At 45.0% G+C, this 18361-nt stretch carries 18 protein-coding genes and 1 tRNA gene; 6 read left to right on the top strand and 13 right to left on the bottom strand.

Annotated features, from left to right (window positions below):
- The 6 genes from HQK80_10285 to HQK80_10260 all read right to left on the bottom strand — a co-directional run.
- On the bottom strand, positions 1–254 hold a 254-nt coding region (locus tag HQK80_10285; GenBank protein MBF0222596.1), incomplete at its 3' end, for a hypothetical protein.
- Positions 255–273: 19 nt separating this feature from the next.
- Entirely contained in the window at positions 274–1563 is a 1290-nt protein-coding gene (locus HQK80_10280; protein ID MBF0222595.1) for a hypothetical protein, read from the bottom strand.
- Between the two features lie 125 nt (positions 1564–1688).
- The gene (locus HQK80_10275; protein ID MBF0222594.1) at positions 1689–2231 is read right to left on the bottom strand and encodes a prepilin-type N-terminal cleavage/methylation domain-containing protein; all 543 of its coding nucleotides are present in this window, start codon (positions 2229–2231) and stop codon (positions 1689–1691) included.
- A 28-nt stretch (positions 2232–2259) separates the two neighbouring features.
- Entirely contained in the window at positions 2260–2664 is a 405-nt protein-coding gene (locus HQK80_10270) for a type II secretion system protein (GenBank protein ID MBF0222593.1), read from the bottom strand.
- Positions 2661–3269: a prepilin-type N-terminal cleavage/methylation domain-containing protein gene (locus HQK80_10265; GenBank protein ID MBF0222592.1), complete on the bottom strand. Its 609-nt coding sequence runs from the start codon at positions 3267–3269 to the stop codon at positions 2661–2663. Before HQK80_10265 ends, HQK80_10270 begins: the two co-directional genes overlap by 4 nt.
- A 51-nt stretch (positions 3270–3320) precedes the next feature.
- Positions 3321–3710, bottom strand: a complete 390-nt coding sequence (locus HQK80_10260; protein MBF0222591.1) for a prepilin-type N-terminal cleavage/methylation domain-containing protein — start codon at positions 3708–3710, stop codon at positions 3321–3323.
- A 303-nt stretch (positions 3711–4013) separates the two neighbouring features.
- Between HQK80_10260 and HQK80_10255 the strand changes: the two genes are divergently transcribed.
- Positions 4014–5564, top strand: a complete 1551-nt coding sequence (locus HQK80_10255) for an AAA family ATPase (protein ID MBF0222590.1) — start codon at positions 4014–4016, stop codon at positions 5562–5564.
- Between the two features lie 41 nt (positions 5565–5605).
- Here the strand turns inward: HQK80_10255 and HQK80_10250 are convergent, their stop codons facing one another.
- Positions 5606–8056, bottom strand: coding sequence for a copper-translocating P-type ATPase (locus tag HQK80_10250; protein ID MBF0222589.1), 2451 nt, complete (start codon positions 8054–8056; stop codon positions 5606–5608).
- Between the two features lie 250 nt (positions 8057–8306).
- On the opposite strand from HQK80_10250, the gene HQK80_10245 reads away from it, so the two are divergent.
- Together HQK80_10245 and HQK80_10240 are read left to right on the top strand one after the other, a co-directional pair.
- Positions 8307–8504, top strand: a complete 198-nt coding sequence (locus HQK80_10245) for a heavy-metal-associated domain-containing protein (protein ID MBF0222588.1) — start codon at positions 8307–8309, stop codon at positions 8502–8504.
- 72 nt (positions 8505–8576) lie between these two features.
- Positions 8577–8993 (top strand): YjbQ family protein, encoded by a 417-nt coding sequence (locus HQK80_10240; protein ID MBF0222587.1) that lies wholly within the window; start codon positions 8577–8579, stop codon positions 8991–8993.
- Positions 8994–9000: 7 nt separating this feature from the next.
- On the opposite strand, the gene HQK80_10235 is transcribed toward HQK80_10240, so the two are convergent.
- Positions 9001–9384: a PilZ domain-containing protein gene (locus tag HQK80_10235; protein MBF0222586.1), complete on the bottom strand. Its 384-nt coding sequence runs from the start codon at positions 9382–9384 to the stop codon at positions 9001–9003.
- 43 nt (positions 9385–9427) lie between these two features.
- The gene (locus HQK80_10230) at positions 9428–9811 is read right to left on the bottom strand and encodes a PilZ domain-containing protein (GenBank protein MBF0222585.1); all 384 of its coding nucleotides are present in this window, start codon (positions 9809–9811) and stop codon (positions 9428–9430) included.
- A gap of 397 nt (positions 9812–10208) precedes the next feature.
- On the opposite strand from HQK80_10230, the gene HQK80_10225 reads away from it, so the two are divergent.
- Positions 10209–10937, top strand: coding sequence for a DUF3108 domain-containing protein (locus HQK80_10225; GenBank protein MBF0222584.1), 729 nt, complete (start codon positions 10209–10211; stop codon positions 10935–10937).
- Here the strand turns inward: HQK80_10225 and HQK80_10220 are convergent.
- Positions 10925–11000 (bottom strand) — tRNA-Thr (locus HQK80_10220). The two genes, HQK80_10225 and HQK80_10220, sit on opposite strands and share 13 nt — an antisense overlap.
- Positions 11001–11151: 151 nt before the next feature.
- Here HQK80_10220 and HQK80_10215 point away from each other — a divergent pair.
- Positions 11152–12525, top strand: a complete 1374-nt coding sequence (locus tag HQK80_10215) for a sigma-54-dependent Fis family transcriptional regulator (GenBank protein MBF0222583.1) — start codon at positions 11152–11154, stop codon at positions 12523–12525.
- A gap of 88 nt (positions 12526–12613) precedes the next feature.
- Here the strand turns inward: HQK80_10215 and HQK80_10210 are convergent, their stop codons facing one another.
- Both HQK80_10210 and recN read right to left on the bottom strand, forming a co-directional pair.
- Positions 12614–13615 carry a thiamine biosynthesis protein gene (locus tag HQK80_10210; protein MBF0222582.1) on the bottom strand — a complete coding sequence of 334 codons (1002 nt, stop codon included), beginning with the start codon at positions 13613–13615 and terminating at the stop codon, positions 12614–12616.
- A gap of 5 nt (positions 13616–13620) precedes the next feature.
- The gene (gene recN / locus HQK80_10205) at positions 13621–15285 is read right to left on the bottom strand and encodes a DNA repair protein RecN (protein ID MBF0222581.1); all 1665 of its coding nucleotides are present in this window, start codon (positions 15283–15285) and stop codon (positions 13621–13623) included.
- 83 nt (positions 15286–15368) lie between these two features.
- Between recN and HQK80_10200 the strand changes: the two genes are divergently transcribed.
- Complete coding sequence (locus tag HQK80_10200; protein ID MBF0222580.1) at positions 15369–16796, top strand: M48 family metalloprotease; 1428 nt, start codon at positions 15369–15371, stop codon at positions 16794–16796.
- 268 nt (positions 16797–17064) lie between these two features.
- On the opposite strand, the gene HQK80_10195 is transcribed toward HQK80_10200, so the two are convergent.
- On the bottom strand, positions 17065–18361 hold a 1297-nt coding region (locus HQK80_10195; protein ID MBF0222579.1), incomplete at its 5' end, for an HDOD domain-containing protein.

Genomic DNA, 18361 nt, shown 5'->3' with positions numbered 1-18361 from the left:
TCGTCGTGATCGCTGTCGTCGTGATCGCTGTCGTCGTGATCGCTGTCGTCGTGATCGCTGTCGTCGTGATCGCTGTCGTCGTGATCGCTGTCGTCGTGCTCGCTGTCTTCATCGTCGTCATCACTTGCCCAGGCAACTGCTAACAATTCGACACCATCCTGGGAGTCCCAGACTGTTTTGGCAGAGAAGTTGACAATAAGACAAAAAACAAATGCAAAAAGAGCCACAACCAATTTCCGACTGAAAAAATTCATAATCCCCCCTTAAAACATATTAATAAGACGTAGCTTCATTGTTGTTAAAATCAAAACGAATCACCATATCCCAAACTTCAGCCTCCTCGTTACCAAAGGTATGAATTCCGATCTCATCAGGTGTATAGGTCGAGAAATCTTCAGTGGTATAGGTGGTGTCGGCGACACAGGAACAATCTCCACCACTGGAACAATCTGTCGCACAAGTGTCCCAGCTTACAACTGTAAAATCATTATAGTCCCAGTGCATTGTGCCTTGAGCATATGTATCTCTTTCAGCCACATAGGCATAAATTAAATTCTCCCGGACATCAGTATCGGGATTAATCTGTTCCTGCACTCGAACGATCAAAGTAGACCACTTTTCAAGTTCTCCATCATTATCAACCAGATCACTGTCAACAGAACTTGCCTCCTTCCGACTTATCACTGTTTGAGTCCCATCAGAGGCCTGTTTCCACAAAACTATATATGTCGTATCACTATCAGTGCCACAAAACCCTGGCAGATCATTACCGTCCTTACACCATAAATAGGACAGTCCATAAAAAGCATCATTGGTTATATCAGTATCCCCAGAAGTGTTGAGTCGAAAAGAGATTCCTGCCAAAACATCATCATCGTCACCAAGCTTTATTTTGATCTGCACCTCGTAGGTCAACAAGTTATTATACGCTTCCCAGATCTCTGCCAGATCAGGAAGTGATGTGTCAGGGTCGGTCCAGTTAAAGCTTATCTGGGTATCAGCATTGCCATCATTTAATTCAAGTTCTTCGTCATCAGCATCAAGCTTCACATCTCCAACCACATTCCAATTATCAGGATTAAGCGCTTCATCATTATCCGGTGCTTCATCAAAGGGTGGTTCAAAACCTGCCATATCGGCAAGCCGAATTGAATACGTAATTGTTTGTGATGATGCCGAATTGGGGGCTCCAACAGAGGTTAGAACATACTTATGAAAACCAGGGGTTTGACTGTAACTGGCGCCCAATGAAAACTGTCCCGCAGCTGTCAGGGTGAATGGAGCTGTTGTTAGTTCTGTTACCAAATCGTTCCGAGCTGTAACATCGGAGGAGTCAATCTCCGCAATGCGCTTAATTGCGTACTGCCCACCTGATTCAGCCAGCAAATAGGCCCTGGTGGCATCCATAGAGCCAAATTGAGTGAATATAGAAGTGGAAGTCATTGAGTGCATGGCTGTTCCAAGCCCAGCGGCAACAGTGACCGCAATAATAACCCCAATCAAAACAGAACCTTTCTCCGGCAAAAGACAGCTAAAGGGATTTGTACTCTTTATTTTTTTCATAAAATCCAACAACATATCTGCTATCCTGAATAAACCGGGCAGATGGTAAACGTCCATCCACCCTCGGGGATAAGTGCCTTAAAAAACTGTTCTTTGCTGAAGCGATAGAAATACTTTCTCAAGCTCTAAATGTTCCTTGGTACAATTCGTGTTGTAAATACCGTAGGCTGACTATCCGGCCCATTCATGGTAAGGACCACTTCAATTAATTTTGATGTACCAGCTGTCCAGGTCGATGCTGAAAGACCATCAAAGGTGTCATAATAATTCAAAACAAACGAATTTACCTGATCAACAAGAGTATCAACATTTGTTCCGTCACTAAGTTTTATTTCGTCAGTGCCAGCAGGTTGACTAATCGTATATTGTTGCGACAAATCTGATCCATGCTTTGCAGTAAAGGTAATAGAACTTACTGTCCCGCTGCTGACGTTGCCAATCACTCTAAACTCTTTTGATATTCGCAGCATGGCCAACTGTGCCTTGCTCATAGATTCCGCAGCTTCCTTTGTTAAGATATATCCCTGAATAAACTGATTTAACCCGAATCCGGCAACCGCCCCCATAATACCGAGTAGAACCAACACCATAATCATTTCGACAAGAGTAAATCCTGCATCATTACTGTAAAACTTCACACTGACAAAGGGTCCTCGTTTCAAACGCATACAGATAGCTTGCCAAAACATAATTGTCCTACCAGACAGCAAAAAGCGACGTCAAAGTAAACTCATCCGTTGTGCTTTGAATGGTTACCTTGAGAAGATCATAAGGAGCTGCTGTAGCCGCCTCATCGTCGTTGCCATTAAAAGTAACATAATCATTATAAATGACGTTATAGGTACCATACCCACCTGCAGCAACGGCACTCTTCAATAACGCAAGATCTTTATTCGCCTTAAAATCAGCCTGAATATTCTCCATAACAGACTGTAATAACATGGTATTTTTAAGCCTTACCACGGCAACACTGCTGTTTTGCATGGGGGATCCCAGATAGACAAAAAAAACGCTTGTCAGTATGCCAAATACAACTAGCCCAACGATTACTTCAATTAAGCTAAACCCGTGCTGATCAGTCAACCCGCATTGTATTTTCATGGAACAAAACCAGTGTTAGGTGTCACTGTCACAGTAGAGCTACTGCCCCCCTTCGTTAATGTGATAGTCAGTGTTGTGGCGCCCGGACTGCCACGCTGATCAAACATAACAGGATTGACGGAAGGAAGGGGGGAGTAACTGATACTGGTGGGAATTTCTCCAGGAAGAGGTGCTTGATTTCCATCTGCATCGACAAGGACGTAGCTACCGGCCGAGAAATTTAGCCCCCAGTTAACATCAGAGTTCATTGCCTTAACTTGCGAATAACGCAGATGATTCTTCACAACCTCGGCTCCACCAATAACGTCAGCATCGAAATTGCCAGACTGCCCTATCACAACAAAGGTCAAAATACCTATAAGGGCCAAAACAGCAATGACCTCGATTAAGGTAAAGCCCTTCTCTCGTATGCTCCTTGCCAGCAAACCACCTGAAACAATTTGCTGTGGCAAGTGAGGCGTGCCTATCCCCCTGATATCAGGAAAACAGTGAGGTTTGACCTGCTCAGTTGGATAGGAGTGTTTGTTTTCTTGCACAGGCGCCCCATCTTCAGATCTCAAAAAAAGCGGGGAAGAGTATCTCACCCCGCTTTTTTTGCCAAACATCTTAAACTCATACCTGCCCACTTATGGACAAATACGAAAACACGAACAGTTCTACGGCCTGATCCAGCGCCCAGGTTGAGTTGCTGTTGAGGCAGTTCGAGTTAACACCACATCTGTACCTTTCAGAGTTATGGTGCCACCAGTTGCAGAAGCAGCAACTGCCCAGGTAAAGTCAGCACCCAAATCGGTAGTATAGTCAGCATGACCTGTAACAGAGGCATCATTAGTATAACCAGCAGAGGAGAGCAAAACCTTACCAAAGATCATAGCCTCCCTGGAACTCAACTCAGCAACTGCGGCGTCAACCGCCTTATTGGTAGCTTCAACCGTTAAATCCATATATTTTGGTACTGCCACAGCCGCAAGAATTCCCAGCAAAACAAGTACCGCTATTATCTCGATGAGTGTAAAACCCTGCTGGGAACGTAAACTTCTCGCCATCTCTTTCTTCATGAAATCCTCCTGTGTTTTTTATCAATGAATATTGTATTGAAAATATCATAACAAAGTATCTCACCAATGAGATCAAGTTGCCTTCACATTTCATATGATAGCAGATTCAAAAACATTTACGAAATTTTTTTTTAATGTAATACTCGGGAAACTATTCAACTCAGCAAAAAATATATTTTATTTCTTTGCCATACACTTGCATTGTTAAAGATATTGAGCATATAATTTAATTACAGGTGTTTTTTTTACAGACATTAAAAGTTAAGGCATTGAATGGAATATTTCACACTTTTGGATCTTAATAAAGAGCCATTTTCAAACTCGCCAGATCCTGAAATGATTTATCAGTCAAACCAACACCAGAGTTGCCTGCAAAAGATCGAACTCTCGATCAGACTTAAACGTGGACTCAGTGTCGTAATTGGTGATATTGGCACCGGCAAAAGCACAGTCTGCCGCCAACTCGTCAGACGAATCAACACCCCCCAGGACCAGATACTTGCCCACCTTTTTTTAGATCCGGAATTCTCTTCGCCTCTTGAATTTCTTACAACAATTTACGAATCATTTGATATCCAGAGCTGTAAGGAGTTGCAAAGCGAATGGAAGATTAAAGACGCCATTAAAAATTTCCTTTTGGACCAGGCGGTGGAGAAAAACCATATTCCCGTATTAATTTTGGATGAGGGCCAAAAGATTCCTGGATTTTGCATTGAAATACTACGCGAGTTCCTCAATTACGAAACCAACAACCACAAACTCATTCAGATCGTTATTTTTGCTCAAAATGAATTTGATACAATGCTCCGCCAAAAGCCAAACTTTGCTGATCGCATCACCACCTTTCATCAGCTAACCCCCTTGAGTTTCAAAGATACCCGGCAGATGATCCAGTTCAGACTGAATCAAGCCCAAAAAAATTCAGGGCCCTCGAAGAAACTGTTTACACCACTGGCCACCGTCGCAATACACCTCATCTCAAAGGGCTATCCGCGCAGAATTGTTATGCTCTGCTCAAAAATCATTATTGCCATTCTAGTCAAAAACAAAGGGAGAGCGGATTTGCTTGACGTGCTTGTCTGCGCACAAGAGACTCCAATGTTTCACAAGTCACGTTTCATCACGGCAGGGGGAGTTGTAGCAGGACTAGTTCTACTGATTTCGCTTGGTTCTGTTTCGTGGGTTAGCACCTATTCAATAAAGCCGGACGGCAAACAATCAATTACAGAAATCAGGCCAGCAGCAGGCAGTCCTACCTTCAGTCAAACTGCCGAATTGCACTCCAACCTAAAAAGAGAAACTGCGTCTTTTCCTATAAACAATCCTGCAAGCCTTCCCAGTGATAGCGCTCAGGAATCATTTGACCTTACAGGGCAATCATACGATCAGGTTCCGGATTTTCTAGGAACTGTAAAATATGATAACCAAGTATTTCTAAGTAAAATGATTGCCAAAATCTATGGGCAATACAGAACGCTGCTTCTGCAACAGATTCTTGAAGCAAACCCTCACATAACAAACCCAGACAACGTTCCTGCGAACACCTATATTCGTTTTCCTAAAGATACAAATAAAGATACAAAACAGGGTTTCAAACCAACAAATGGCCAGTTCTGGGTAGAGCTAACAATAGTTTCAACACTTGCCGAAGCCTATACTATTGTCAAAGAGATCCCCGACTCCAACCCTCCGGTTCGCATCATACCAGCCATTAATGAGGCATCCGACCTCACCTTTCTTATTGTAATAGATAAGTATTTCCATGACATCAGCAACGCAGAAAACAGCATCCAGTACATGTCTCAGGAACTTCAAAACTCAGCAATCATCAGACAAGTCTGAGCCAACAACTCTTTAACCACCTGCAGCCAAACAGAAACCCATTATAGTTTCGGGCTAAAAAACCGAAGCCGCAAGGCGTTACTGACGACCGAGACAGAACTTAAGGCCATTGCACCTCCGGCGATCATAGGGTTCAATGTCGGCCCGCCGAAGATATATAACAACCCTGCCGCCACCGGAATACCAACAATATTATAAGCAAAGGCCCAGAACAGATTTTGCTTGATATTTCTCATGGTGGCCCGGCTTAACTGCAAAGCTGTAACGACACCACCCAAATCCCCCTTCATCAAGACAATATCACCAGACTCTATCGCAACATCGATGCCTGTTCCCATAGCAATCCCTACGTCTGCCAAAGCCATAGCCGGGGCATCATTTATGCCATCCCCGACCATTGCAACCTTAAGACCTTTGGCCTGGATCTCCTTCACCTTAGCCGCCTTCTCCTCCGGCATTACCTGGGCGATCACCTCATCAATACCTGCCTGTTTAGCAATAGCCTCAGCAGTTGCACGATGATCACCGGTCAGCATAATCACCTGTAGCCCCATCTGTTTCAGTCGTGCAATAGTTCGCGGTGTTTCTTCTTTTATTTGATCAGCAATGCCGACAACGGCTTCAACCCTGCCATTAACCGCTAGATAAAGAGCCGTGCGACCCTCAGCCGCAAACCCCGCAGCAGTGTCATGAACCTTCTGGGTAATACCAGAACTACCTCGTTCTTCGATAAGCTCCAGATTACCAAACAGGAGGGAACTGCCCTCGACTTCTGCCTCAATGCCCCGCCCCGGAATAGCAGTAAACGTATCAGGCGAAACCAGTGTAATTCCCTCAGCCTGAGCCTTTCGGACAATCGCCTCTGCCAATGGATGTTCAGAGGCATTTTCAGCACTGGCAACCAAACGAAATAAGCTCTCTTTTGTTAATCCTCCTTCTGCAACAAGCACAAAATCTGTCAAGGCCGGCTTTCCATAGGTTAGCGTCCCGGTTTTATCAAATATTATGGCCTGAACATTCTTGGCCATCTCCAAGGCACCACCGCCTTTAACCAAGACCCCTAATTGGGCGCCACGGCCTGTACCGACCATGATCGAAGTCGGAGTCGCCAGGCCCATTGCACACGGACAGGCAATAACCATCACCGCCACAAAAATACGTAAAGCAAAAGAGAACTCAGCGCCGCCCAGAAAGTACCAACTCAGGCCGCTTAGAACGGCAATAGCCATTACTATCGGCACAAAATAGAGGCTGATTGTATCCGCAAGATTAGCAATCGGCGCTTTGGAACCCTGAGCATCCTGCACCATCTTAACAATTCGCGAAAGCACAGTATCCTGACCAACTTTTTCAGCTATTATCTCTAGTATTCCGTTGGTGTTCAGCGTTGCCCCGACAATCGGGTCACCAGGGCCTTTACTTACCGGGATACTCTCCCCGGTAAGCATGGACTCATCAATTGACGACCGCCCCTTAACAACTTTACCATCGACGGGCACCCTGTCGCCGGGTTTAATCAGTAACTGGTCCCCTACTTCAATTTCCTCCACCAAGATAGCAGTCTGCACTCCGTCCTTGATCAATATGGCCTGCTCAGGAACGAGTTTCATGAGTTGGCTTATAGCATCGGATGTTTTTGATTTTGATCGGGTCTCCAGATATTTTCCTAAAGAAACCAAGGCGATCAAGACGCCAGCAGACTCAAAATAGAGATCCATAACCCGGACCATAACGTTTATGCCTAGCATAATTTCAATGAGATTCCAGGTGCTATAGATAAAGGCAGCGCCTGTGCCGATAGCAATTAACGAATCCATATTTGGTGAACGTCTGAAGAGAGCAGGAAAACCATTGAGATAAAAGTTTTTTCCTGACCAGAGTATGGGAAGTACCAGAAAAAATTGCAGTAAAGCAAAGTTAAATGGCGAATTGTGGGGATTAATAACTGCCGGCATCGGCAGCCCTACCATCTCACCCATAGAGACAGTTAACAGAAGGATCGCAAAAACAAATGCCGGTAAAAGGCGCTTTTCCATCTGTTTCAAACGGAGCTGGGCCTCTTTTTGGCGCTCGGCAAGAACATTCTGCTGACCACTTACCGGTTGTGCTGTAAAGCCCAGAGAACCGATCGCCTCACGGATTTTTCGGGAAGAAGTAATTTTGGGATCATAGTGAACCATCGCAGACTCGGCGGCAAGATTCACCTCGGCTGTTTCAACTCCAAGCATACCTCCCACTACTTTTTCAATTCGACTGGAACAGGACGCACAACTCATTCCGCCTATCTGAAGGTCCAAACTGGCTGTCTCAGCTGGCAGTATCAGTTCAAATCCGAGATCAGCAATCTGCTTGCCGATCTGGTCAACGGTAATTCTGTCCGGTTCAAACTTCAAGAACACCGACTCAGCAGCAAGGTTAACCGTCGCCTCAATAACACCGACTGTTGCACCAACTACTTTTTCAATGCGCGTTGAACAGGCAGCGCAGTGCATCCCCTTGATATAGGCACGGATTTCAGACTGATTGCTTGATTGTTCTGTCATAAAAAAACTCTATTAAATAACTAAATATTAATTAGGGACACTTCCCATATTTACTGTATGGGTTATCCATAGTTTTGTCATTCAGAACACAAAAAAATTCTAAACTTGTTGTTATCTTTTGGCAGAATGTATAGATTCTGCACATAAAAATCTAGAAATTCTAGTGTAGTCCACTATATAACACAAAAGGAGATAAAAGATGCCAACAATAAAAATTTCAGGAATGCGCTGTGGCCATTGCCAAGGATCAGTCACCAAGACCTTAAATGAACTTGAAGGGGTTTCAGATGTCACCGTTGATCTGGACAAAGGTGAAGCAACTTACACAGCTGCTGATGGGGTAGATGTCGAGCTTATTAAAGCAGCCATCAGTAAAATTGGCTTTGAAGCCTCATAGCAGCATTTCATTGCCATTTTTTTGCTATTCGTGACAGCTTGCCATCCATTATCTTAACAGGCGACAGAACAGATGAAAAGTTTCAGGAAAGAGCTCTGGTTTAATGTTCCAACCCGAAGAGCCTTTATAAACATAACGCCCGAAGTCGAAAAATGCCTGAAGGAAAGCGGCATCAAAGAGGGACTCGCTCTCTGCAATGCAATGCACATAACGGCTTCAGTTTTTATTAACGACGACGAGTCCGGTCTTCATCACGATTACGAAAAATGGCTGGAAAAACTCGCTCCCCACGAACCGGTTTCACAGTATCGTCACAATGGTTACGAAGATAACGCCGATGCCCATTTAAAACGGCAGATCATGGGCCGCGAAGTGGTTGTGGCTGTCACAGACGGTCAACTTGATTTCGGAACGTGGGAACAGATTTTTTACGGGGAGTTTGATGGCGGCAGAAAAAAACGTGTACTGATTAAAATAATTGGTGAGTAACTCTATACTAGCACTCTGTGATGCCATTTATCCAGATAAAACAGTCGAGCAGAAACTTCTGCTCTTTGGACAACTCCCCAAACTTAATGCCCCGACGCCTGGCGACAGGTCCATCACTCGGCAGATCAGTGGGTATTGCCCTATCTGAAACGGTTTCCATCTGGATGTTGTTAAGGCAAGAATCGTGACTGCCAAAAACCATGCAGCATCCAGCTAACAACGAGGGCCATTTCTGGGTATCCGTGTAGCCAAAAGAAAGCCCACCCTCGCTTATATCAACGATCTCTCCAAGTGCAGGCCATTCCGAAGACATTACAAATGAAGACTCTTGTTTAACCTTAAACCGTTTAAACCGCCGCCGTTCATCTTCAATATATTGTGCTTCTTTCATGATAGCTCTCTACCAGTAAAAATCAAAAAAAATTAGTAACGGCTTAGTTGTCTCGATTCATGTCTATAAAGTCCTGAAGCATCCGGATCTGGTCCTCAGTCAAATCAGTAAACTTAATTCTCCGCAACTTAGTTACAATATGAGAAAGTGCCGATGAGTTGTGGAACACCTTATCAGAGACAACGGCATAGGACAAATCCTCAACACAGCAGCCGTCTGTACCGCATAAAATAAAGTTTGATGAGGGTGAGCGATCTCCGCCAAACTCAACATAACTAAACGATATTCCACCCAGACTTATATCGACAACTTCACCGACGTTGGGGGAACAACCGGCGAAAGTACCAGACCGAAGACTGACACGCTCGTGCCTTCGTCGATCGGCAAGTTGATCTGGATATTTATTCTCTAAAGATTCCGTTAGCATATGAAGTCATCACACCAGGTAATAGTTCAAAAAAAAGGGACTCAAGGGTAACCGTCTCCACAATCAAACTTGCTGCTGACAATCAGCGCCCTGACTTACATGAATTTTTTGCAATTATCATTCCACGCAACAACATATATTACAAACTAGTACAAATAGACACAAAATCAGTTAGTTAATCTGTTAAGGCCTTCCTTTCACCCTATCTTTCCAGATTCAACTATGCACTGTTTTTTTAATTTTGAGGGAATTTCACCCTCTTTAGTGTTTTTTTTTTAATAATGATTAGAATGGCTCTATGCTACTGAACAACATTTGCAATCGACAATTTCGCACACTGTACTTTATCCTCGGCACGATTTTGCTCTGCCTAGGCTCTGTTAACAAGGTAGTCGCAATGCAAATGTCTGCACCCAGCCCGCCATTTTCAGCTGGCGAACGCCTTACCTTTCAGATTCGCTGGGGCATTATCAATGCCGGACAGGCAACCCTTGAAATTGCTCAACCAGAAGGTGATTCCAGCCAGGATTCCCAGCATTTCATTCTTACTGTCAAAACTTCTCCTGCCATTGATATCTTCTATAAATTTCGTGAGCGTGTCGACTCCTATACAGACAGCAACGTCACAAAAACTTTACGTTACAAAAAAGTGCAATCCGGCAGAACTACCCGTGATATTGATGTTGCCTTTGACTGGCAGAACAATAAGGTACAATACTCAAACTTCGGCACGCCGCTTGAACCCATTGACCTCCAGGCAGGCACCTTAGACCCGTTATCATCGCTCTATTACATACGCCGGCAAGTCACCGGGCCAAACATACTCATAGAGCGACCCGTTACCGACGGCAAAAAAATTGTTATCGGTAAAGTTCATTACATTAAGCAGGAAACCATCTCGATAAACGGGAAAGAATACGACACGATCATGCTCGAACCGGAGCTCAAGCATGTCAAAGGGGTGTTCGAAAAAAGCAAAAATTCAAAGATGTATATCTGGGTAACCAATGACTCAAGAAAACTCTTAGTAAAACTTAAAAGTAAGGTCGTGGTGGGGAGTTTTGTGGCTGAACTAATTGACTATCAAGAAAACAGTGCACAGAGAGAAAAGAATGGAGCCACTTAACGGAGTCGAACCGTTGGCCTTTCGATTACGAATCGAATGCTCTACCATCTGAGCTAAAGTGGCTCTTTATAAAAAACAGGCGTAAAAACGTTTAGCCTGGAGAGAAATATCGGCTATCGAGCTTTAGGGAATGCCTGAAAACGGGCCGATATTCGAATTCAGCTACTATCAATTTTATTATCAACTGTCAAGTATTGTCTAACGAGACCAAACAATGTCTACAAATAAAAATCCCATACGTATTTTAATTGTTGATGATGATCACACCCACCGCCTCATGCTTAAGGCTATGCTGAAAAAATGGGGTTGGTCCACTTCCGAGGCAGATGATGGCACCACAGCTGTTGAGGCTGTAAAAGAGCAAGCTTACGATGCCATTTTGATGGATGTGCGAATGACTCGAATGGACGGCATAGAAGCCTTAAAACAAATACACGCTTACAACCCGGCAATCCCTATTATTATCATGACGGCCTATTCATCTGTAGACACTGCTGTTGAAGCCATTAAATTAGGGGCCCACGATTACTTAACAAAACCTCTCGATTTTGACAGACTCAAACTCACCATGCTGAAGGCTCTCGACCATCGACAGGTTGTTGAACAGCAGGAAGGGCGTAAAACTGGTGAGACTCCATCACTTTGTGCCAACAACATTATCGGCGGCTCAGATTCGATGCTCGAATTACTCGACATGCTTGCAGTCGTTGCCCCGACAGAGGCCACCGTCCTGATCACAGGAGAGTCAGGCACCGGCAAGGAGCTTATTGCCACAGCCCTGCACGAAAACAGTCCACGCCGGAATGCACCCTTCATCAAGGTTAATTGTGCCGCCTTGATGGAAAACCTGCTGGAATCAGAACTTTTCGGTCACGAAAAAGGTGCCTTCACCGGTGCAGACAAACGTCGAGACGGTAAATTCATTCAGGCTAATGGCGGCACTCTTTTTCTCGATGAAATCGGAGAAACCTCACCGGCAATGCAGGCAAAACTATTACGTGCCTTACAAGAAGGTGAGGTGCAGCGCGTGGGCGGCCAGGAAACCCTTTCCGTTGATGTACGCTTTATAGCGGCAACGAACAAAATCCTCGAAGAGGAAGTGCAAACCGGTAATTTCAGGGAAGATTTATACTACCGCCTCAACGTTGTTACCCTGCTCATGCCTCCCCTTCGTGAACGCCCAAGTGATATCCCACTTCTTGTCAACCATTTCACCAATAAATTCTCCAAAAAAAATAATCGCAAGGTTGACGGCATCACGCCAAAGTGCATGGACATGCTTGTTCACTATCATTGGCCCGGCAATGTTCGAGAACTTGAAAATGCTATCGAACGCAGTGTAATTCTCATGCGGGGAGATTATGTTGATGAGGCAGGACTGCCGATTACCGTTCGCAAGGCCTTTGACGAACCGGCAAGAACATCCCCTGCTACAGGATCTCAAAAACCAGCCACACTTGAGGAAGCCGAGCGCATGGTCATACTGAACACCATGGAAGAGACCAGCGGCAATAAGAGTGAGGCCGCCAGACGCTTAAACATCACACGCAAAACACTACTCAGCAAACTCAACAAATACGATTTGTGATTTCGGGTTTGAACCTAAAAACCTGATTAGCGCTAATCATATGGAAAAATGTAAATTCCTTAATGCTGTCAAGTTAAACTTACAGCCTTCAGCGCCGCATAGGGGCAATACGATCCTCAGCAATGGGCGATGCATCAATAAGATAGTCGTCTCCGTCGCCTATACATCGTACTCGCCCTGGGCAGGGGTTACCATTGCTGTCTTTCTTTCCATATCGGGCCACAAGGCTCGCCGCAATTTCTATATCGTCTTTTGAGGTTTCAAAACGCAGCACGGCCAAAGGACCAGGTCTATCCTCAAGTCTGAGCTGGACATCTTGTGGCTGGACATTGCCTTCCATTAAAATATTCTCTGACTCCTTGTGTCCCAGGGCTAGCCACCCACCACCCGGCAACTGAAATTGCCGCCCAACCGTAATGTGCTGAATATCTGATGCCGAAATATTTTCATGTTCGGCATAGAACAGTTTAATCCGTTGGCCAACCACAGGATCAGTGAGCATGCACCCCCCTGCCGGGGTTGGATAGTCTGTCACACCGAATTCCTTCGCTAAGGCAATCTGCCCCGAACGACTTCGGCCATTAATATCGTATAACTCCTCGCGATCAACCAGTCCAGCCAGCTCAGCATTCGTTGGTTCAAGTTTTTTAGCACACAAAGGTCTCAAAAGAATTCCGTCACACCCTGAATCTCGCTCAACAAGACGCAAAGCGTCTCGTCGTTGTGACATAGGTCGCTGCCCAACCACTTCGCCTGAAATCAAAAAAGAAGCCCCTGCGGCCTGCATCATTTCACGCGCCCGTGACATCATGAAAATCTTGCAGTCAAGGCAGGGGTTAAAATGCTTGCCAAAACCATGGGCAGGAGAACGTAACAGCTGAATATAGTCGTCACTGATATCAACTAACTGGACATTAATTTCGTATTTTTCATCTATTTTCTGGCAATAATCACTGCCGAGAAGATGCCTATCGAAAAACGGACTGACAAACTTAACTGCCAGAACTTCTATCCCCTGTAAGGCCATCACCCGGCAGGCGAGAATACTGTCAAGCCCGCCGGAAAATAGGGCAAGCGCCTTTGTTGTCATTTTTTTTACCTGTTACGAAATACAAGTTCACGCGCAAAGGCCAGAGACATCTCTGAGACTGAATCTCCGTCTAGCATTCGGGCAAGTTCAGCTACACGCTCATCGTGATCAAGCTGAAAGATAGTTGTATTGGTGCGGCCATCAGCCTGAGATTTGGCAACCTTAAAGTGGACTTGTCCGCAGGCCGCAATCTGCGGAAGGTGAGTAATGCAGAGAACCTGATGATGACCTGACAGCTCTTTAATTTTCTTAGCCACAGCCTCGGCGGCTATACCACCCATACCGGCATCGACTTCATCAAAAATTACGGTATCGATAAAATCCTTTTTAGCAAGCACACATTTCAAGGCCAGCATGACCCTGGAAAGCTCGCCACCTGAAGCAATCTTAATAAGGGGCTTGACCGGCTCGCCGGGATTCGCGGAGAACATAAACTGAACGCTGTCCCAGCCAGTACTGCCCAACCGCTCAAGCTGGTCAGTATCGGTATGTTGAAAAATCACCTCAAACTCGGCCTGCGCAAAACTTAAATCCTTCAGCTCTCTGGTAATAGCCAGACTTACATTCTGAGCAGTCTTCATCCGCTCGCTGGAAAGTTGCGTCGCTTTCAGGATCAGCTCTTGTTCATGGAGCAAAACCTGCTTGTGCAGAAGCGCTACCGTCTCGTCCATCCCGGCAATCTCAGCAAGTTCATCGGCTGCACTCTGCCCGAAAGCAATAACATCATCAAGTGTCACACCGTACTTACGCTTCAGTTGCTGGAGCTGATGAATTCGGGAGGCGATCTCTTCAAGATTTCCGTCATCATATGGCAGATTATCCACATAAATTCGCAGACTGCGCCCGTACTCCTCAACCAGATAACTCTGCTCAGTAATCGAGTCAGCCACATCTGTAATACCCGAATCAAGTTCAGCCATTGACACCAGGTCCGAACGAACTTGCATTAACAGATCAGCGGCAGAGATCACCGCTTTAAGGGACTTCGCCCCCATCCTTCGCAAATCATCGGCTGACTTTAAACGTTTTTTATCATTTGCCAGAGACTCATCTTCTCCCGGCACAACAGCCGCTTCATTAATTTCCTTAACCTGATACTCAAGAAAATCCCGGCGCTGCTCCTTCTCATGCTCACGCGCTTTCAACTCTGCCAATTGATTCTTGGCAGCGGCCCATCTCTCAAACAAACCGGACACTTCTTCTCTACTTTTCCACAGGTCACCAACCAGATCGATAAAATCCAGATGAAATCTTGAGGAGAGCAACTGTTGATGATCTCGCTGGCTGCCAACACTGATCAGTTTTTCCGTTACCTGCCCCACAAGCTTAGCGGTCGCCAATCCACCATTGATATAATACTTGCTGGTCCCTTCACGTCTAAAGGTTCGCTTAATGAGAAGCTCATCATCATAATCCAGCCCCATCTCCTCGAACTGTTGACGAAGCGCTCTGTTTTCAGAAACTGTAAACAAGGCCTCAATCTGGGCCTGATCCATTCCAGTTCTAATCCAGGTGGTTGCCCCACGTCCACCTGACAGCAAATCTATTGCCTGCAAAATTATTGATTTTCCAGCGCCGGTCTCACCTGTCAGGACGCTTAATCTGTCGCCAAGATCGATACGCAGTTTTTCAATTAAGGCCAAATTTTCAATTCGTAGTTCTTTAAGCATGTTTATTCCTATACCGAAGAAACGTGGTTCAGAAAAGTATTTTTTATGATAAACTACTTATCCTTTCAACCTCCGGTCAACTTATGAACGTAAAACTAAATAACATTAAGCACTTTTTGTGCAAGCTTACCTTAGCTGTCTTTATTGTCGGCCTGATCCCCCTGCCCGGTCTTCACCAGTCCAAGGCTCTGGCCTTTTCTGTAGGTGACGAGAAAGAGGTAGGAGAAAAGCTCTTAAGTATAGTCCGAAAAAGCTTTAATGTTTACGACGATCCTGACATTGTCAACTATATCAACTCACTCGGATCACGTATTCTTACTGTTGCCGGTCACCAGTTTTTTGATTACCACTTCTTCGTGATCAACAACTCCGACTTTAATGCCTTTGCGGCTCCCTCAGGGCTGATATTTATCCACTCCGGCCTTATTGAAGCCATGAGCAATGAAGGTGAACTGGTAAGTGTCATGGCCCATGAGTGTGGTCACGTAACCAGCAGGCATATTTCAGATCGCATTCAAAAAACTCAAAAAACCAGTATGTTAAGCGCCGCAATGCTTATTGCCGGCATTGCTATCGGAGCAGGGCCCTTAACAGAGGCACTGGTGGCTGGCTCCATGGCAGGCAGCGCAGCCATGTCGCTTAAGTTCAGCCGCCTTGACGAAGAAGAGGCTGACAGGCTGGCATACAAGTGGATGCTTGGCATGGGCATGGATCCAGGCCCGATGGTCAGCATGTTAAATAAAATGCATCGCCAAAGTGTCTACTTGACGGCAAACATCCCACCGTATCTGCTAACCCATCCTGAGCCAAAAAGAAGAATGGGGTATGTTCAGGAGTTAATTGAGTTATCAGAAATTACCAAAACCTTTCCAGCACGAGATGATTTTGACTTTCTTCGTATTAAATACAGAATTATGTCAAAAACAAAAAGCTCGACCACAATGCAGGCAATATTTGGGCGACAGGCCACCAAGGAAAATGTCCAGGAATCTCAAATGGCCCATTATGGTCTCTATTTATCCCAGCTTGAAAAAGCAGACTATACAAACGCCGAGGAATCACTTCGAAAAGTAATGACTCTATACCCGGACAAAAATATTCTGACCACCGATCTTGGCGTCCTCTATTCAAAAAGCAACCAGCACGAAAAGGCCTTTGAACTTTTTTCCCAAGCCGCAAAAAATGACCCGGACTGCGCCTACACACAATACAACCTGGCTTTAGCACATCAGAAAAGAGGTGAAAACGATAAGGCACTTTTCCTTTACGAGGGCCTGTTAACCAAATTCCCCGATCACGCCAGAATACATTACAACGTTGGCAATCTTAAAGCACAGATGGGCCAACAGGCCGCATCACATTATCATCTGGGATATTATTTCTGGCTGGAAGGAACTAAAGACAATACACAATACCACCTGAACCAGGCTAAAAACCAATCTGAGGACATGCCCACTCAACACCTTGCCACGACTCTCTTAAAAAAGATAGAGCGCCTTGAAAAGATGTAAGCTGAGGTGCTGCCCAATAGACACTATTTTTGTGTTTTTTGCCACCGAACCACACAGAATGGCACGGAAAACTAAAAGCATTGGCTTGTTTTATTTGTTGGGATTCAATCTCGATTCGTGCCTCTTCTAATTCACCAGACACTTTCCTTTCAGTGTGTTTCCGTGTATTCCGTGGCCAATAAGTATAAACTAACCCCGATAAAACGGGATAAGTGCCTTTCGCAGAGTATTTTCTTGTAAAAAAAACAAGAAAATACTCTGTAAGGCACTAATTGTTTTTACGTATTTTACGAATCGCCATAACTGCAAAATCTCTGAACAATCGTACCGTTTTTATGCGGCTCTTATCAAGGTTTGGCCGACCGGCTTTCCTGTCCAGATAGATCATCCCGATGCCTTTGCCATCAATACAAATGGGGAACAAGTAGACGTTCCTGTTTTTTACCAGATATTGTAAATCGTCAGGAAAGGCACTCTTCTTGTTGGCCGGGATCATCATATCCTTACAGGCCTTCAAGGCCAGGGGAATTGCGTAACTACTTTTAGCAAGATCATGCTCAAATTTCCCAACCCCGGCAGGATCGACCTCACCTAGGCCAAAACGACCAACCAAGCACATTTTAGTGGGCTGTACGCTTATAATTGAAAGAATAACCCGGTCAAAACCAACGCCCCTATAGAGTCCTTCCAGAAGGTTGGCATAAAAATCGTTAATATCAAAGGGCCCCATGAGTGTTTCCGTAATATCACGAATAAAGTCATCGACGGATTTGTCCGTACTGATTGGCAGCTCATTGAGGCCATCAAGATTGTGCTCATGTTCTTCAGCCGCTTTTTTAGCAGCAGCCTGCTTTGCATCAACCTTGCCTACTGGCTTAGCCGAGGACAAAACACCATTCTCAACATTTTTCTGAATATTGGTTAAGCGGCTGCGAATTTTGAGTTTATTCAAACCGTAGCGGATGGAGTCGGACACATCTTCTGAGACCTCCACGCAGTTCAGAACCCTCTCAACAACTTCAGCGGCATCAACCGATAACATTTCGCCATAGCGATCCATCAGTGGGGTTAAATCTGATCCATCACAAAGCTTATCAACAAAATTATTCGAAAAATGCGCTAAATTCTGCAAATAGCCTTCAGTGTCATAGTTACTGCCTGGCTTTGGAGGGTTATTATCCATAGAGGCGATGGCCTTTTCGGAAAGATTCCAGAACCTGGCAACCTCCTGACCGACATCATTATAGGTCAAATCAGAAAGAATAGCCTTTGAGGCGCCATCTTCACTCATGCCGTTGCTGATTTTCTGTTCGATTTCCCGATATTTTTCCGGCAGATAGATACAAACAATAATTTTACCCAGATTATGTAACAGGGTGCAGATAAATGCCTCTTCAGGCGGAACATTGAGATTTTTTTCAACTGCCATATCTCGCGCTTGCAAACCACTAAGAAAAGAGCGGATAATCACCTTTCCTGACTTATCTAACGAAAGAATCTTTTTTGAGCCTGGCAGAGGCATGATCGCGTCAGCGCTTGCACCTTTTCCTGAGATGGTATTTATC

The organism is Desulfobulbaceae bacterium, from assembly GCA_015231515.1.
In the GTDB taxonomy this organism is placed as follows: domain Bacteria; phylum Desulfobacterota; class Desulfobulbia; order Desulfobulbales; family VMSU01; genus JADGBM01.
The sequence above is the reverse complement of the archived record's forward strand: the minus strand, read 5'-3'. Positions and strand labels throughout refer to the sequence as shown.

Coding starts and splice junctions, on each gene's coding strand:
- HQK80_10280 (MBF0222595.1), bottom strand. CDS start 1,563: ATGAAAAAAATAAAGAGTACAAATCCCTTTAGCTGTCTTTTGCCGGAG.
- HQK80_10275 (MBF0222594.1), bottom strand. CDS start 2,231: ATGCGTTTGAAACGAGGACCCTTTGTCAGTGTGAAGTTTTACAGTAAT.
- HQK80_10270 (MBF0222593.1), bottom strand. CDS start 2,664: ATGAAAATACAATGCGGGTTGACTGATCAGCACGGGTTTAGCTTAATT.
- HQK80_10265 (MBF0222592.1), bottom strand. CDS start 3,269: ATGTTTGGCAAAAAAAGCGGGGTGAGATACTCTTCCCCGCTTTTTTTG.
- HQK80_10260 (MBF0222591.1), bottom strand. CDS start 3,710: ATGGCGAGAAGTTTACGTTCCCAGCAGGGTTTTACACTCATCGAGATA.
- HQK80_10250 (MBF0222589.1), bottom strand. CDS start 8,056: ATGCACTGCGCTGCCTGTTCAACGCGCATTGAAAAAGTAGTTGGTGCA.
- HQK80_10245 (MBF0222588.1), top strand. CDS start 8,307: ATGCCAACAATAAAAATTTCAGGAATGCGCTGTGGCCATTGCCAAGGA.
- HQK80_10240 (MBF0222587.1), top strand. CDS start 8,577: ATGAAAAGTTTCAGGAAAGAGCTCTGGTTTAATGTTCCAACCCGAAGA.
- HQK80_10235 (MBF0222586.1), bottom strand. CDS start 9,384: ATGAAAGAAGCACAATATATTGAAGATGAACGGCGGCGGTTTAAACGG.
- HQK80_10230 (MBF0222585.1), bottom strand. CDS start 9,811: ATGCTAACGGAATCTTTAGAGAATAAATATCCAGATCAACTTGCCGAT.
- HQK80_10225 (MBF0222584.1), top strand. CDS start 10,209: ATGCAAATGTCTGCACCCAGCCCGCCATTTTCAGCTGGCGAACGCCTT.
- HQK80_10215 (MBF0222583.1), top strand. CDS start 11,152: ATGTCTACAAATAAAAATCCCATACGTATTTTAATTGTTGATGATGAT.
- HQK80_10210 (MBF0222582.1), bottom strand. CDS start 13,615: ATGACAACAAAGGCGCTTGCCCTATTTTCCGGCGGGCTTGACAGTATT.
- recN (MBF0222581.1), bottom strand. CDS start 15,285: ATGCTTAAAGAACTACGAATTGAAAATTTGGCCTTAATTGAAAAACTG.
- HQK80_10200 (MBF0222580.1), top strand. CDS start 15,369: ATGAACGTAAAACTAAATAACATTAAGCACTTTTTGTGCAAGCTTACC.